This window comes from Citricoccus zhacaiensis, from assembly GCF_014645315.1.
In the GTDB taxonomy this organism is placed as follows: domain Bacteria; phylum Actinomycetota; class Actinomycetes; order Actinomycetales; family Micrococcaceae; genus Citricoccus; species Citricoccus zhacaiensis.
Genome location: NZ_BMLQ01000008.1, coordinates 162,849 through 178,073, shown reverse-complemented (window position 1 = coordinate 178,073; position 15,225 = coordinate 162,849). Strand labels below are relative to the sequence as shown.

Annotated in this window: 13 protein-coding genes; 2 read left to right on the top strand and 11 right to left on the bottom strand. The window is 69.5% G+C overall.

The window, feature by feature from the left end; all coding sequences use genetic code 11:
* Positions 1 to 5 precede the first annotated feature (5 nt).
* A complete protein-coding gene (locus tag IEX49_RS13710) occupies positions 6 to 1,250 on the top strand; it encodes an SPFH domain-containing protein (protein WP_229672686.1) in 1,245 nt (414 codons plus the stop codon).
* A gap of 141 nt (positions 1,251 to 1,391) precedes the next feature.
* Entirely contained in the window at positions 1,392 to 1,736 is a 345-nt protein-coding gene (locus tag IEX49_RS13705) for an RNA polymerase-binding protein RbpA (RefSeq protein WP_188806705.1), read from the top strand.
* A gap of 74 nt (positions 1,737 to 1,810) precedes the next feature.
* Here IEX49_RS13705 and IEX49_RS13700 read toward each other — a convergent pair whose 3' ends face one another.
* The 11 genes from IEX49_RS13700 to dop form a co-directional block, all read right to left on the bottom strand.
* The gene (locus tag IEX49_RS13700; RefSeq protein WP_188806704.1) at positions 1,811 to 2,542 is read right to left on the bottom strand and encodes a polyprenol monophosphomannose synthase; all 732 of its coding nucleotides are present in this window, start codon (positions 2,540 to 2,542) and stop codon (positions 1,811 to 1,813) included.
* 85 nt (positions 2,543 to 2,627) lie between these two features.
* Positions 2,628 to 3,749 (bottom strand): hypothetical protein, encoded by a 1,122-nt coding sequence (locus IEX49_RS13695; protein WP_188806703.1) that lies wholly within the window; start codon positions 3,747 to 3,749, stop codon positions 2,628 to 2,630.
* A complete protein-coding gene (locus tag IEX49_RS13690; RefSeq protein WP_188806702.1) occupies positions 3,749 to 6,874 on the bottom strand; it encodes a DEAD/DEAH box helicase in 3,126 nt (1,041 codons plus the stop codon). The genes IEX49_RS13695 and IEX49_RS13690 overlap by 1 nt, the downstream gene beginning before the upstream one ends.
* A 96-nt stretch (positions 6,875 to 6,970) precedes the next feature.
* A complete protein-coding gene (gene tatC, locus IEX49_RS13685; protein ID WP_308421951.1) occupies positions 6,971 to 7,837 on the bottom strand; it encodes a twin-arginine translocase subunit TatC in 867 nt (288 codons plus the stop codon).
* An 18-nt stretch (positions 7,838 to 7,855) separates the two neighbouring features.
* Positions 7,856 to 8,152, bottom strand: coding sequence for a Sec-independent protein translocase subunit TatA (tatA, locus tag IEX49_RS13680; RefSeq protein ID WP_188806701.1), 297 nt, complete (start codon positions 8,150 to 8,152; stop codon positions 7,856 to 7,858).
* 37 nt (positions 8,153 to 8,189) lie between these two features.
* Positions 8,190 to 10,274 carry a helix-turn-helix transcriptional regulator gene (locus IEX49_RS13675; RefSeq protein ID WP_188806700.1) on the bottom strand — a complete coding sequence of 695 codons (2,085 nt, stop codon included), beginning with the start codon at positions 10,272 to 10,274 and terminating at the stop codon, positions 8,190 to 8,192.
* A gap of 7 nt (positions 10,275 to 10,281) precedes the next feature.
* A complete protein-coding gene (locus IEX49_RS13670) occupies positions 10,282 to 10,677 on the bottom strand; it encodes an FKBP-type peptidyl-prolyl cis-trans isomerase (RefSeq protein WP_188806699.1) in 396 nt (131 codons plus the stop codon).
* A gap of 65 nt (positions 10,678 to 10,742) precedes the next feature.
* The gene (locus tag IEX49_RS13665; RefSeq protein ID WP_188806698.1) at positions 10,743 to 11,804 is read right to left on the bottom strand and encodes an FKBP-type peptidyl-prolyl cis-trans isomerase; all 1,062 of its coding nucleotides are present in this window, start codon (positions 11,802 to 11,804) and stop codon (positions 10,743 to 10,745) included.
* Positions 11,805 to 11,905: 101 nt separating this feature from the next.
* Positions 11,906 to 13,378 (bottom strand): Pup--protein ligase, encoded by a 1,473-nt coding sequence (gene pafA / locus IEX49_RS13660; RefSeq protein ID WP_188806697.1) that lies wholly within the window; start codon positions 13,376 to 13,378, stop codon positions 11,906 to 11,908.
* 5 nt (positions 13,379 to 13,383) lie between these two features.
* Complete coding sequence (locus tag IEX49_RS13655) at positions 13,384 to 13,587, bottom strand: ubiquitin-like protein Pup (protein ID WP_188806696.1); 204 nt, start codon at positions 13,585 to 13,587, stop codon at positions 13,384 to 13,386.
* 45 nt (positions 13,588 to 13,632) lie between these two features.
* A complete protein-coding gene (gene dop / locus IEX49_RS13650; RefSeq protein ID WP_188806742.1) occupies positions 13,633 to 15,225 on the bottom strand; it encodes a depupylase/deamidase Dop in 1,593 nt (530 codons plus the stop codon).

The following is a 15,225-nucleotide window of genomic DNA, read 5'->3' as shown; positions in this document are numbered from 1 at the left end:
ACGGCGTGGAAGTCCTCATCGTGCTCATAGTCGTCGCGGTCCTCGTGGCCATCATCCTGATCCGAGCGGTGCGCATCGTGCCCCAAGCGCGGACCGGCATCGTGGAACGCCTGGGCAAGTACCAGGCCACCAAGGGCGCCGGCCTGACGCTGATGATTCCCTTCATCGACCGCATGCGTCCCCTCATCGACATGCGTGAACAGGTGGTGTCCTTCCCGCCGCAGCCCGTGATCACGGAGGACAACCTCGTGGTGTCCATCGACACCGTGGTGTATTTCCAGGTCAACGACGCCAAGGCCGCGACCTACGAGATCAACAATTACATCCATGCCGTGGAGCAGCTGACCACCACCACGTTGCGCAACGTGGTGGGCGGCATGAACCTGGAACAGGCCCTCACCAGCCGTGACTCGATCAACAACCAGCTGCGCGGGGTGCTGGACGAGGCCACCGGCAAGTGGGGGCTGCGCGTCTCCCGCGTGGAGCTCAAGGCGATCGACCCGCCCCTGTCCATCCAGGACTCCATGGAGAAGCAGATGCGCGCCGAGCGTGATCGCCGTGCCGCCATCCTGACCGCGGAGGGCACCAAGCAGGCCGAGATCCTCACCGCCGAGGGCCAGCGCCAGTCCGCCATCCTCGAGGCGGAGGGTGACGCCCAGTCACGGATCCTACGGGCCAACGCGGAGGCCGAGGCGATCCACGTGGTCTTCGAAGCCATCCATGAGGGCCGTCCGGACCCGGACCTGCTGGCCTACAAGTACCTGGAGACCCTGCCGAAGATCGCCGAGGGCGACGCCAACACGATGTGGGTCATTCCGGCTGAGCTCACCGATGCCATCGGCCGTCTGGGTGACGCCTTCGGTGGTTCCGGCGCCGCCAGCGGCGCGGGCGTCTCCGATCTGTTGTCCCGGACCTCCGGGTCCGGCACCGCCGACGGCTCGGACGAGGCAGACGTTGCGGACCGCTCGGGTGAGGTGACCGCCGGTGCCCGGCGCCGGCGTCGGGAACCCCGCCCGACCACGGCCGCGGAGCTGAACGAGTCGAGCCAGAGTGTGGCCAAGATCGTCGATACCCCGCTGGAGGAGGCGCTGGCACCGCCCGCCATCCTTGAGGATGAGCACTCGGAGACGGCGGAACGTGCGCTCCGGGCGAAGTCCAACCCTGCCGACCTTCCCTCCCGGCCGGAACGGACGCCTGGTCAGGACACCGGACAGGATCCGGAGCCGGGCCAGGGCAGTAACCCGGCCTGACTCTCTGGCCATCGTGGATGGCGCTCCGGCGGCGGGAACAAATCCTGCCGCCGGGGCGTTGGCCCGGAGAGCATCCCCACACCCACTAGACTGGGTGGTCGACGTTGTACCGCCCCGCCGACGGGGCCGGAAGGAGATCGAATGAGCGACCGTAGCCTGCGCGGCATGCGCCTTGGTGCCCAGTCCATGGAGTCCGAGGCCGGAGTTGAGCCCGCACCGCGCCAGCGGGTCGAGTACCGCTGTGAGGACGGGGAGAAGGTCCTCGTGACCTTCGCCACCGACGCGGAGATTCCCCCGACCTGGACCTCCAAGACCGGCAAGGTGGCCTTCCTCGTCAACGGCGACAAGCCGGACGAGTCCGATGCCAAGCCCGTGCGCACCCACTGGGACATGTTGCTCGAGCGCCGCAGCATCGATGAGCTGGAGGACACCCTCAAGGGACAGCTGGACAAGTTGCGCGAACGCCGCGGCGAGAAGGTCTCCTGACCCTCCCGCCAGCCCGTGTGAACGCAAGAACCCCCGACCGGATGGTCGGGGGTTCTTGCGTTGGTGTCGGCCGGTCAGAGGCCGAGCTTGCCCTTCAGGACGTTCCAGCGGGCCGCCAGTCCCCATTGGGTCACGGACGTGACGGCCTCGGTGATGATGTTGCCGCTCATCTTGGACTCGCCGTACTCGCGCTCCACGAAGGTGATCGGCACCTCGACGATCTTCTTGCCCAGCAGGGCCGTGCGGAAGGTCATGTCCACCTGGAAGCCGTAGCCCTTGGACTGCACGTCGTCCAGGTCGATGGCCCGCAGGGTGTCCGCACGGTAGGCCCGGTAGCCGGCGGTGACGTCGGTCAGGTTCAGGCCCAGCATGATCCGTGGGTACAGGGACCCGCAGATCGAGATCAGCTTGCGGTGGGCAGGCCAGTTGACCATCTTGCCCCCCGGTACACGGCGTGAGCCGATCACCAGGTCCGCGCCGTCGATGGCCTCGATCAGTCGGGGCAGCTGCTCGGGCTGATGCGAGCCGTCCGCGTCCATCTCGACCAGGACGTCGTAGCTTTGGTCCAGGCCCCAGTGGAAGCCGGCGATGTAGGCTCCGCCCAGACCGTTCTTCTGGGTGCGGTGCAGCACGTGGATCTGCGGATCGGCCACGGCGGCGCGGTCGGCCCAGTCACCGGTCCCGTCCGGTGAGGCATCGTCCACCACGAGCACGTCGGATTCCGGCACGGCGACACGCAGTCGGTCGAGCGTGCGGGGCAGCGATTCGATCTCGTTGTAGGTGGGAATGATCGTCAGCAGGCGCATAGGCGAAGAAATCCTTTGGAAGTGTCCGAGGGCATCGGGGGTCAAGTATAGGCCGGTCAGCCGGGCACGGTCTGGGCGGCGCCGGTCAGGTCCACGACGGGGAGCGGTAGACCTCGGTGCCGTCCACCAGGGTGGCCAGGCATTCCGGTGCGGCGGTGCCCTCCTCCAGGACGGGCAGCAGGGGCGTGCCCGCCCGGGTGTCGGTGCTCCACGCGGCGACCCGTCCGTCCGGCGCCTGGACGCTGAGGGCGTCAGCGGCCCAGATGCCGAACGTGGCCGGGGACGAGGGGGCGATCCGGCCGGCCATCGAGAAGCCGGCGCCGATGGACATCGGGAGGGCACGCAGTCCGGCCTTGGTGGCGGCCGTGAACCCGGAGCGGGCGGAGATCCGCTGATCCGGATCGGCATGTTCAAGGCTCGCGCGGATGGCGGACCACGGATCCGGAGCGTGGGTGCCGCTGCCGAAGGACACCGGGACGGCGTTGGACAGCAGGGAGGCGATCGGGGCGGTGAGCGCGCCGTCGGCATCCGGGACGGCCGTGAAGGACAGGCTGTTCTCCGCCAAGGTCTGGATGGCGTCCTGCTCCACGGGGCCGTTCCAGGACAGGCGGTGGCGGACCATGCCGAGGGCGGCGGTGCCCTGGGCCTCCGCCGTGGACCTGACGGCGGAGATCACCGCGGCCAAGGCATCCGGATCCCGGGGCAGTAGGTACACCTGGATGCCGGCGGCGGTCGCGGTGGAGGTCAGCTGGACTACGGCCGCGGCGTCCAGTCCCCCGGGCCCGACGACGGCCGACAGCCCGGCGACCGTGTCGGCGGAGACCAGCGCTGCCAGGTCATCGGCCGTACCGGTGGCCTCGTCGGCGTCGACGGCGCGGTAGTGGACGGCCCGGGCGCCGCTCGCTCCGCTGGTGACGGACAGGAAGACGCCGGCGGCACCGGCGGTGTCAGCGGTAGTGATCGGTCCGGCGTCGTGGGCGGGATGGTGGACGGGGCTCGTAGGCAGGACGAGGGAGTCCACGAAGGCGGGCACCACGAGGGCGCCGTCCAGGTCCACGACCTGCCAGTCGGCTCCGGAACGCGCACGCATCGAGGCCGCCGTGTCCTCGGCTCCCACCCAGGTCACGGACCCGGAGTCCACCAGCATGGCAGTGGCATACGGATCGGCGGTGGAGTGGAGGGTCCCGTTGACGAAGAGGGTGCTCATCACTCCAGACTATCCACTCCCGAGTAGGCCACGACGCCGCGACGGACGAGATCCGTAGCACGTCGGCACTGGGCAGAGAGCCCGGGGCGGCCGGGCACCTTGGCCAGTTGGTCCAGCAGGTCGATCACCTGGCGGGCCCACCGGACGAAGTCGCCTGCCGCAAGGTCGGTGCCCTTGAGAGTGTCCCTCAGGTTCCGGCCGCGGGCCCACCGGTGAATGGGCCACACCAGTCCGGGATCCGGCTCCGCGGTCGGCTCGAGTTGGGCCCCGCGTTCGGCCAGTTGGAGTTCATACCAATGCTCGGCGGTGCCCTCCAGCACGTGCTGGAGGGCGGGGGTGGGCATCTGCGGGATCCCGACGTTCTCGGCCCCCTTGGCCTGGAACACCAGCAGGGCAGCGAGGCCGGCCAGCTCCTCCGGGTCGAGCCCGTCCGCCAGCCCGTCCTCCAGCACCAGTGAGGTCAGCAGGTCCCGTTCACCATAGATGCGCCGCAGGGTCTGCCCGGCGGCGGTGACGCCGGGTGAGTCCTCGGTGCCGGCCACGGTTCCGGGCACGGTCCGGGTGCCGTCCCCGACGGCCACGTAGCCGTAGGTGGTCAGCAGGCCCACGAGCCGGTCGAACGCCTTGGCGATGGTGTTGGTCCGGCCCTGGATCCGGGAGGACAGCTGGTCGATCTCGCGGCGCAGCTTCCACCAGCGTTCGGCCCAGCGGGCGTGGTCCTCGCGGTCCTGGCAGCCGTGGCAGGGGTGGCGCTCGAGCTGGCGCCGCAGGTCCTCGACGCGGCCGGTGCTGCCGTCGTCGTGGAACCTGAACCCGGATGCGGTGCGCTGACCCGGCGCCGGACGGTGCTCGCGCAGAGCCGTGCGCATGGCGGCGGCGATGTCCTTGCGCTGCGTGGGGGTCTTGACCTGGATGTTCTGCGGCAATCGAGCCCCACCGACCGGGTCCACGGGCTCCGTCACATCATCGGTGCCGATCCGGCGCAATTGCGCCTCCTGCGTGATGATGCCCACCCGGGGGTTGGCCGGGTTCCCGGCGGGGAACACGACGACGGCGGTACCCAGCCGCCGCGGGCCCGGCACCTCGATGATGTCTCCGGGCAGCAGATTGGCCAGGGAATCCTTGACGGCCCGTTGGCGGGCCCGGTTGCGGCCCTTCGACGAGTCCTTCTCCGCCTCCGAGAGCTCCTTGCGCAACCGGGCGTACTCCGTGAAGTCGCCGAGGTGACAGGTCATGGACTGTTCATAGCCGGCCAGGGACTGTTCCCGGGTCCGGACCTCCCGGGCCAGTCCGACCACCGAGCGGTCCGCCTGGAACTGGGCGAAGGAGGACTCCAGGATCGCTCGGGAGCGCTCGAGGCCGAACTGGGCGATGAGGTTGACGGACATGTTGTAGGCGGGGCGGAAGGAGGAGTTCAGCGGATAGGTACGGCGGGAGGCCAGCCCCGCCACGGCCGCCGGGTCCAGTCCCGGACGCCAGAGGACCACCCCATGGCCCTCCACGTCGATGCCGCGGCGCCCGGCACGCCCGGTCAGCTGGGTGTACTCCCCCGCCGTGATGTTCACGTGCGCCTCGCCGTTGTACTTCTCGAGCTTTTCCAGCACCACGGTCCGGGCGGGCATGTTGACCCCCAGCGCGAGGGTCTCCGTGGCGAAGACGACCTTGACGAGCCCGAGGCCGAAGAGCTTCTCCACCACTTCCTTGAAGGGCGGGAGCATGCCGGCGTGGTGGGCCGCGAAGCCCCGGGACAACCCGTCACGCCAGCCCCAGAAGCCCAGGACGTCCAGGTCTTCGGCCGGGAGGGACTGACCGGCCTCGTCCACCATCGCCTGGATCTGCTGCTTCTCCCCCGGCGTCGTCAGGTCCAGCCCGACGGCCAGGCACTGCTCCACCGCGCCGTCACACCCCGCGCGGGAGAAGATGAACGTGATGCAGGGCAGCAGTCCCTCCCGTTCGAGCACCCGGACCATCCCGGGGCGGGAGATGCGCAGCTGCCCGGAGTGACGCTGGGGCTCCCCCTGCCGTCCACCGCCCGAGGAGGTCTGCGAGGAGCCGGCCGCGCCGCCGTCGTACCGGGTGGTGGCGGTGCGCTCGTCCCGGCCATAGGGGGCCGGGCCGGACCGCCGGCGGTCCCGCGGCTGGCGGCCGGAACCGCCGCCGTCCCGGCCGCCGCTTCTGCCTCCGCCGGTCTTGCCGCCGCCGCGACCCCGGGGACCGCCGCGTCCGCCGCGGTAGGTGCTGCGGCCAGGACGTCCCCAGTCACTGCGTTCCTCGCGGCGGCGCTGGTCTTCGGCCAATCGCGCCAGCTCGGGATTGAGCACCAGACGGCCCCCGGAGGTGTCCTTGGGCTCTGGGGCGGGCTGCGCCTCCGAGGCCGGGTCGTCGCTGACGGGGGCGACCTCGTCGAAGGCGACCTCGGTGGCGAAGAGGTCGTAGAGCTGGTTGCCGGCCATGACGTACTGCCACAGCGGGACGGGGCGGTGCTCGGAGACGACCACCGAGGTGGAGCCGCGCACCGTGTCCAGCCAGGCTCCGAACTCCTCCGCATTGGAGACGGTCGCGGACAGGGACACGAGCTGCACATGCTCCGGGAGGTGGATGATGACCTCCTCCCACACGGCCCCGCGGAACCGGTCAGCCAGGTAATGGACCTCGTCCATGACCACATAGGCCAGGTTCGTCAGCGTGTCGGAATCGGCGTAGAGCATGTTCCGCAGCACCTCGGTGGTCATCACCACCACCTCGGCCTCGGAGTTGATGGCGGTGTCCCCCGTCAGCAGGCCGACCCGCTCGGGCCCGTAGGTGGCCACGAGCTCCTGGAACTTCTGGTTGCTCAGGGCCTTGATCGGGGTGGTGTAGAAGGCCTTCTGGCCGTGGGTCAGGGCGAGGTGGATGGCGAACTCGCCGACCACCGTCTTGCCGGCGCCGGTCGGGGCGGCCACCAGGACGCCGTTGCCAGCCTCGAGTTCACGGCAGGCCTCGGCCTGGAACGGGTCCAATTCGAAGCCCAGGGTGGTGGTGAACCGGCCCAGTTCGGTCCGGGCGTCTGCGGCCCGGCGCTTGGCGGCCGCGTAGCGCTCCGCGGGGCTCGGCTGGCCGATGGTGTTGTCCGCGGAAGGTGCCATGGGGCCAGCCTAGGACATGGCCGGACCCCGCCGCCGACCGGGGGGGGCAGAACCCGGCCGGCGGCTGATAGGCGGTGGCTGATGGGCGTCCGGGGCCTACAGCTCGTCGAGGGGCCTCGGACCCGTGGTGAGGTACTCCTCGTTGTCCTGCTCGGCCTTCGCGGCACGCTTGGCCCGCCGCTTGTCGTTGACCAGGCAGATGATGATGGCGACGCCGAAGAGCAGGATCAGCGGCATCGCGAGGTAGAACATCGTGATGGCATCCGAACCCGGAGCGGCCAGGGCGGCGATGAGCGCGATCAGGAAGACGGTGATCCGCCAGTGCTTGATGATCTGCCGTCCGGGAAGGACCCCGATCATGTTCAGGCCGACCAGCACCACGGGCAGCACGAGGGCGAAGCCGAAGGCCAGGAACAATCGCAACACGAAGGGGATGTAGACGTCCGCCGAGATCACGTTAGCGGTGCCCTCCGGGGACAGCCCTACGAAGAATTGGACCGCCTCCGGGAGGACCAGCCAGCCCAGGGCTACGCCCAGGACGAACAGCGGGACGGCGGCGCCGATGAACCCCAGGGCGTAGCGCTTCTCCTTCTTCTTCAGCCCCGGCACCACGAAGGCCCAGACCTGGTACAGCCAGATGGGGCTCGAGATGACGAGCCCCACGAACAGGGCGACCTGGAGCATGATGTCGAAGGGCTGCCCCACGGCGCTGAAGGACACCGTGACGATGCGGCCCTCGTCGGAGAGCCGGTGCACCGGGTCGATCAGGGCCGAGAAGAAGGGCTGGTAGACGATGAACCCGACGACAGCGCCCAGGGTCAGACCGATGCCGGCGACGATGAGGCGGTTGCGCAGTTCCTTGAGGTGGTCCTTGAGGGCCATCTCCCCCGCAGGGTTGTTCTTGCGGGAGGCCCGGGTGACCTTGGTGCGCTTCGTGCGGGCCGCCTTGGGAGCAGACGTCATGGAGGCGGTGACCTGCTGCTACTGCTGGTCGTTGGTGCCGGTCTTCCGACCGTTCCGCGTGCCGTCGGCGTCACCGTTGACGATGCGGCCCTCGATGGCGTCCGAGCCCTCGGGGTCCTGGCCGCCCGCAGAGGCTGAGGCGTCCCGGGTGGACTTCTCCTCGGGGCCGTCGTCCTTCATCTGCTTGACCTCGGACTTGAAGATCCGCATCGACTGGCCGAGGTTGCGGGCCATCGCGGGCAGCTTGGGGGCCGCGAACAGCAACAGCACGATGGCGATGATGATGACGAGCTGCCATCCCTGAAGTCCAGCCATGGGGGCGTCCTTTCGATTGAACGTTGTCGAGTTTACGTCACGCCGCGGGGCCGGGGCCCGTGGAGACACCCGGTGACGGTGAATTTCCGGTGACGTATCCGGTCCGGGCGCGCTGGAGCCAGTCGACGGTCGATTCGACGAGGTCCTGGGGGGCCAGCACCCGGAACTCGCCTCCGAAGCGGGCCGCCTGGGCGTGGGCATAGTCGGGGTGGGCGAGCCTGACCTCCGCGATCACCGAGCCGTCCTCCAGGACGGCGGTCCTCTCCGGATCGAACCCGGCGGCCAGGTCACGGATGCGGTGGGCGAAGTGGACCGTCACGGCGGGCTCGTCACCGTGCTGGGTGAACAGGCGGTCGTCCACGGGCAGGTGACGGGGTTCGAAGGTCTCACCGGTCTCGCGGACGGCGGCGATCCGGTCGAGGCGGAAGTTCCGCCGTCCATCGCTGGAGCGGCACCAGGCCTGCAGGTATCCGTGGCCGCCCTCGCTGGTGATGCGCAGCGGCTCCACGGTGCGGGTGGAGGTCTCGTCCCTGGTCGCGGAGTGGTAGTCGATCGAGAGCAGGGTCTGTTCGCGGACGGCGGCGTGCAGCCGGCCGGCCAGCTCGGTGAAGGGACCGAAGTCGAATCCGGCCACGATCCCGGCGCCGGCCTGCCCCACCTCGGGCCCGGACGCGGCCAGGATCTTGTCCAACGCAGACGCAGTGTCCTGCCGTTCGGTGTCCGTGAGTCCCGGGATGCCCGCTGCCGCGCGGAGGCCGATGGCCAGGGCGGCGGCCTCTGGAACACTGAGGCGAAGAGGCCCGGAGAGTCGTTCGGCTTGGGTGATGCGAATCCGGCCGTCCTGCTCCAGGACCTCGAACTGCTGTCCGGCGAACTGCCGCTCGGGCATGCCGCAGAACCAGAGTTCGTCGAGGATGGCGGTGAGTTCCCGGTCGCCGACGTGGAGCCGCTCGGCCAGTTCGGCGCGGCTGATCCCGTCCCGCCGGTTCGCCAGCCCGATGGCGTCCACCACGGCGGCGACCTTGTCCCGGTCGGTCCTGCGGTTGCGGCGCCGCTTCGGCGTGCTGAGCGTGTATTCCGGCTGCGGGGCTGCATGGGAGGCCAGGGCGCCCTCGAGCAGCGTCACGACGGCGGCCCGCAGCGGGTCCCCGACGTCCGGAACCGTGGCCAGGGGTCCTGCCGCGGCGATGCTCCCGGCCAGTTCCGCTGGCCGGGTGTAGGTCACCCGGACCTCGTCCCAGCCCTTCGGCACCATGGTGGGGTTCCCGGTGGGCTCGGCACCGATCCGCAGGTGGACGGCCCGGCCGGTGGCCAGGTGCAGCACGGTGGACGCCGGCTGCCGCTGCCCGGAGACCACGTCGTGGACCGCCTGGACGTCGAAGTCGGCGGGCCGGTGTGGGGCGCGGTCATGGCCGGGATCGGCCGCAACCACCCGGGGCTCGGACTCGATGCGGGTCAGCCGGAAGGTGCGTTGTTGCTGCCGGTCGAGGTCCCATCCGACGAGGTACCAGACGCCCGTCGGGTTGGTCAGCGCCCAGGCCCGGACGGTCCTGTCCTCAGCACGCCCGGCATTCACGGTCCGGTAGCTGAAGCGCACCACCGACTGGTCGCGGACCATGTCCCCGAGTTCTGTCAGGTAGCGGTCCGCTCCCGCCAGGCGCACTCCGAAGGCCTCGTGGTCAGAGTCCGATCTGGCCTCGAGCCAGTCCTCCCCCGCGTCCACCCGGCCGAGGGCCCGGACCACGGCATGGCCGATCTCCGAACCGGCCCAGGCGGATTCTGCCCGCATCAGAGCCAGACGCTCCCCGTTGGTGAAGGGGACGGCCGGCAGGTACATCCGGTCCTCGTCGATCCGGTACCGGGTCTCCCCGCCCGGCTCCGAGGACTCGAAGCCGGACTCGTCCTGGACCGTGAAGGACTCCAACGGCACGCCGATGCCCTTCAGGACCTCCTTGTCACGGGTGAACATCTTCTCGAACGCCGCTGCGGACGGGGACAGCGAGTAGGCGTCCACGGAGGTGACCAGGTACTCGCGGGTGACCCCGCGGCGGCCGCTGGCCAAGAGCACCCACAGCAGCGAGACGATGCGCTCTGTGGAGCGCGCTGGCGATGCGGCGGACACGGTGGGTTCAGTTGATCCCGACGAGGTCCACCACGAAGATCAGGGTCTCGCCCGGGCCGATCTCGCCGCCGGCACCGGCGTCCCCGTAGGCCAGGTGCGGCGGGATCTCGAGGCGCCGCCGGCCGCCGAGCTTCATGCCCAGCAGGCCGTCGTCCCAGCCCTTGATGACCTGGCCGACGCCGACCTGGAAGTCCAGCGGCTGGCCGCGGTTCCACGAGGCGTCGAACTCGGCTCCGGTGGACCAGGCCACCCCGAGGTAGTGGCAGGAGACCCGGTCGCCGGCCTCGACGGCCTTTCCGGAGCCCTCGGCGATGTCCTCGATGACCAGCTCTGCCGGCGGGTTCTCACCGGGGAACTCGATCTCCGGGCGGGTGCGGTCGTAATTGCGCTGTCCGAAGGACATGGGTTTCTTCCTTCCAGAAGGTCGGGTTCAGACCAATTCAGGTCAGTTCTGCGGTCCGTTCCAGCCTACTCAGACTCGGGGGACGCTGATGCCGCGGGGGTTGACTCGGCCGGTGCTGACTCGGCCGGTGCCGATTCCGAGGGTGCCGGCTCGGTCGACTCCGGTGCTTCGGCCGGCTGGGCCGGTGGCATGGTGTGCAGGATGTCCACCACGAAGACGAGGGTCTCCTCCTGGAGCTCATGGCCCTCGGTATCCCCGTAACCCTTCTCCGGCGGCACGACGATGAGCACCTGGGAGCCGACCTTCTGGCCCTGCAGTCCCTCAGACCAGCCGGCGACGACGCCACTGAGCGGGAACCCTGACGGTTCGCCGCGCGACCACGAGGAGTCGAACTCCTCGCCGTCGGACCACTTCACGCCCTTGTACTGGACGGTGACGTGGTCACCCTCACCGACCTCCTCACCGTCGCCCTCGATGAGCGGTTGTACGACGAGATCGGTCGGGGCATCGCCCTCGGGCGCGGCGATGGTGGGCTCGCCGGAGTCCTCGTTGAGGGTGACAGCCGGCAGGGAGTCGTCGGTGACGTCCACGGGCTCTCCCTCGGCACGTGCCGGGCGGACGTCGGAGATCTGGAAGACCATCAGCTGATCTGGGGCTCCCTGGCCCATCTGGGATCCGGGCATGAAGAAGGAGATCTGTGCACCGACCTTGTTCTGGTCGAGCATGTTGTAGAGGACGTCATTGCCCTCCTTCAACGTGTCGTTGAGGAACACGGCCTCGGAGCCCTGGGTGAAGTTCTCGGCGGTGACTTCGCCAGAGGCCGGGTCCACGATGGCGGTCTGCACCAAGGCGATGTCGCCGTCGTTGACGTCCGCGCCGTCGCCGTCCTTCAGGACGCGGGAGGAGATCTCCTCGGCTTGGATCTCCCCGTCCACGGTGACCTCCGGGACGCCCTCCTCGTTGACCTCCATGGACACCGGCTCCAAGGCCTCGATGTCGCCGGCGCCACGCGGCTCCGGAGCGGCGCAACCGGCCAGCAGCAGGGCGCCGACCAGGGACAGGGACAGGGGCGCGGCGGCGCGGGACCGGCGCGATCGAGACTGCTGACGGGGCACAGAGCGGGACATGGGATCCTTCGGTAGTACGGGACGGGGCCAGCTCCCGGCCGAGGAGGGCGGCGGGGTGACACCCAGACCGGGCCATCACCCGGCCTTTTCAGTCTGTCACGTCAGACTGGATGGACGCTGGATGAGGCGGACTCCCCGCCAGTGGCGTGGCGCAGGTGACCGATGAGCGCATCGAGCCGATCGGACTCGGTTTGGAACGGATCCTTGATGCTGATGGCCTGAAGCGGACGGTCGTTGAGCTTCAGGTGGGTCCAGTCGACCGAATAGGTCTGGTCCGCCTCCCGTGCAGCCCGGATGAACCGGCCCCGCAGGGTGGCGCGGGTGGACGGCGGCGGGTTGTCCACTGCGTCCTCGATGGCGGCATCGTCCAGGAACCGGGCGGCGGCCCCGCGCGACTGCAACAGCGAGAACAGGCCCCGCTGGGGCGTGATGTCGTGGTAGGAGAGGTCGAGTTGGGCGATCCGTGGCGCATTCCAGTCCAGGGAGTTCTTCGCGGCGTACCGGGACAGGAAGCGGTGCTTGATGGCCCAGTCGATCTCGGTGTCGATCCGGGAGTAGTCCCCACTCTCCACGGCATCCAGAGTGCGCTCCCACAGATCGAGCACGGCCGGGACCCGGTCATGGTGGGGACCGTTCTCCCGCACGAAGGCGGTGGCCTGCTCCAGGTAGTGCCACTGCAGCTGCAGAGCCGATCGGTGTCCACCGTTGCGCAGTTCGAGTTTCTCGGTACCGGTGAGGTCGTGGGACACCTGCCGGATGGCCCGGATGGGGTTGGCGAGCTGGTGGTCGCCCAGGGGCCGCCCGGCCTCGATCATGCGCAGCAGCAGGTCGGTGGCCCCGAACCGGACCAGCTGGGTCGTCTCGGACATGTTCGAGTCCCCCACGATCACGTGGAGGCGGCGGTACTCGGCGGCGTCCGCGTGGGGCTCGTCCCGGGTGTTGATGATGGGCCGGGAACGAGTGGTGGCGGAGGAGATGCCCTCCATCACGTGGTCGGCCCGTTGGGAGAAGGCGAAGTGGGGTTCCGGAGGGCCGGGGATGGGCGCTTCCGTCGCACCGGCCCCGTGCAGCCCGCCGTCGCCGGCCCCGGTGCGGACTCCGATGGCCTTGCCCGCCCCGGAGACGAGTTGTCGGGTGATCAGGAAGGGAATCAGTGCCTCGGACAGCCGGCGGAACTCGGTCCGGCGGTTCAGCAGGTAGTTCTCGTGGGAACCGTAGGAGTTGCCCGCGGAGTCGGCGTTGTTCTTGTACAGGTAGATGGTCCCCGTGAAGCCGTCCGCCCTCATGTGCCCGGTGGCCCCGTCGATCAACTCCTGCATAACCCGTTCTCCGGCCTTGTCCACTGCCACAAGCTCATCCAGGGTGGAACACTCCGCCGTGGCGTACTCCGGGTGGGAGCCCACGTCCAGATACAGGCGGGAACCGTTGGTGACGAACACGTTGGAGGAGCGCCCCCACTCGACCACGGGCCGGAACAGGTACCGGGCGACCTCCTCGGGCGTGAGCGGCCGTGATCCCGGATGGGAGTAGTGCACGCCGAATTCGGTCTCGACGCCCATGATCCTGCGGTCCATGCGGGCTACTGGCCGCCCTTCTGGACGAAACCCTGGACGAACTCCTCGGCGTTCGTCTCGAGCACCGAGTCGATCTCGTCGAGCAGGCTGTCCAGGTCAGCGGTGCTGGTCTGGCCCGCGGCGCCGGTGGGTGCCGGCGTGGGATCCGCGTCAGGACCGTTGGAGGAGTCTTCCTCGCGTTCGAAGGATGAGCCGTACTGCTGTGACATGGTCGCTCCTGATGGTGGTGATGGTCGTGTCTGGTGGTGAGGGAGTCAGTGGTGTCCGTGATGCCGTGGCGGACCGGCCTGGACACGGGACAGGGCCTCGAGCAGCCGCCCGTAGGAACCCTCCGCCGCCGGCTCGTCGAACACCCCGGGCAGCTGTTCGGCGGAGCCGGCCAACGGCTCACGCTGATGGAACCGGTGGAGGGGGCCCTCGCCTTCCTCACGCACCAGGAGGGTGTCCCAACTGGCTCCGACCACGTGACGCCCGAACACGTCCACCGTCCGGCCGCGCGCCCAGGCCCGGGTGTCCGGCGGCGGCGTGCCGACGGCGTCCCGGATCCTCTCGTCCGGCACCAGCCGGCGGAGCGAGCCACGGCGCAGCATCGCCTGGTAGAGCCCCTTGTCCGGGCGCAGGTCCGCATACTGCAGGTCCATCATGCCGAGGCGGGGATCGTCCCAGTCCAGGCCGTGGCGCTTCCGGTACCCGGACAGCAGCTGGTACTTGGCCACCCAGTCCAGCCGGTCGGACATGGCGGCCGGCTCGGTTCCGAGGGTCTCGACGGACTCCCGCCAGGCGTGCAGCACGTCCAGCGTGGCCCCGTCCTCCATGCCGAAGCGGTGGACATGCCGCTCGGCGGCTTCGAGATAGACCCGCAGGATCTCCAGCCCCGTGGCCTCACGGCGACCGCCCGGGCCGGCACCGTCCAGGGGACGCACCAGGGGGACGGTGGCCTGCAGGGTGGGATCGTGGCTGATCCGCTGCAGGGCCGTCACGGGGTCCATGAGTTCCACCTCCGGCGCGGTGCCGAGCTCGATCATGGAGAGCACGAGGGCGGTCATGCCGCAGCGCAGCCAGGTCGCGTACTGGGAGAGATTGGCGTCCCCGATGATCACGTGCAGGCGGCGGTACCGGTCGGCGTCGGCATGCGGCTCGTCCCTCGTGTTCACGATGGGCCGCCGCACTGTGGTCTCCAGGCCGACCTGCTCCTCGAAAAAGTCCGCCCGCTGGCTGATCTGGAACCCGGGGCTCGACCCGGTGACGCCAAGCCCGACTCGACCGGCCCCGCAGATCACCTGCCGGGCCGTGAAGAACGGCAACAGGCGCTGTGCCAGCTCCTCGAAGTCCAGGCTGCGGGTCACCAGGTAGTTCTCGTGGGCGCCGTAGGACACTGACTTGTTGTCCGTGTTGTTCTTGTACAGCAGCACCTGGGGCTCCCCCGGTGCCGCGGCGATCCGCTGCGAGGCGGCCAACGCCACCAGGTCCCCCGCCTGGTCCCACACCATGGCGTCCAACGGGTTCGTGGTCTCGGGTGAGGAGTACTCGGGATGGGCATGGTCCACGTAGAGGCGGGCCCCGTTGGGCAGCACCAGGTTCGTCAGCAGGTGCACGGGACTGCCGTCCTCGCCCATCAGTGGCTGATCAGTCAACTGCGTGGGATGGGCCGCCGACCGCGGCAGCTGCCAGCCGCGGGCGTCCACGAGCGGGGACTCCTCCCCGTAGTCCCACTCCGTGCCCGCCACGGTCCCGCCCCGGGACGTCACGAGGTCCGCATAGGCGTTGACCACCTCCACGGAGAGCACTGAATGCCCCGCACCGGGGTTGGCGGGGGCATGGACGCCGTACTCGGTCTCCAGCCCCAT

Excerpts from the sequence above, each read along its gene's own strand:
- IEX49_RS13690 (WP_188806702.1), bottom strand. The coding sequence starts at position 6,874 with ATGGCACCTTCCGCGGACAACACCATCGGCCAGCCGAGCCCCGCGGAG.
- IEX49_RS13665 (WP_188806698.1), bottom strand. The coding sequence starts at position 11,804 with ATGTCCCGCTCTGTGCCCCGTCAGCAGTCTCGATCGCGCCGGTCCCGC.
- pafA (WP_188806697.1), bottom strand. The coding sequence starts at position 13,378 with ATGGACCGCAGGATCATGGGCGTCGAGACCGAATTCGGCGTGCACTAC.
- IEX49_RS13700 (WP_188806704.1), bottom strand. The coding sequence starts at position 2,542 with ATGCGCCTGCTGACGATCATTCCCACCTACAACGAGATCGAATCGCTG.
- IEX49_RS13670 (WP_188806699.1), bottom strand. The coding sequence starts at position 10,677 with ATGTCCTTCGGACAGCGCAATTACGACCGCACCCGCCCGGAGATCGAG.
- IEX49_RS13695 (WP_188806703.1), bottom strand. The coding sequence starts at position 3,749 with ATGAGCACCCTCTTCGTCAACGGGACCCTCCACTCCACCGCCGATCCG.
- IEX49_RS13705 (WP_188806705.1), top strand. The coding sequence starts at position 1,392 with ATGAGCGACCGTAGCCTGCGCGGCATGCGCCTTGGTGCCCAGTCCATG.
- tatA (WP_188806701.1), bottom strand. The coding sequence starts at position 8,152 with ATGGCTGGACTTCAGGGATGGCAGCTCGTCATCATCATCGCCATCGTG.
- dop (WP_188806742.1), bottom strand. The coding sequence starts at position 15,225 with ATGGGGCTGGAGACCGAGTACGGCGTCCATGCCCCCGCCAACCCCGGT.
- tatC (WP_308421951.1), bottom strand. The coding sequence starts at position 7,837 with ATGACGTCTGCTCCCAAGGCGGCCCGCACGAAGCGCACCAAGGTCACC.
- IEX49_RS13655 (WP_188806696.1), bottom strand. The coding sequence starts at position 13,587 with ATGTCACAGCAGTACGGCTCATCCTTCGAACGCGAGGAAGACTCCTCC.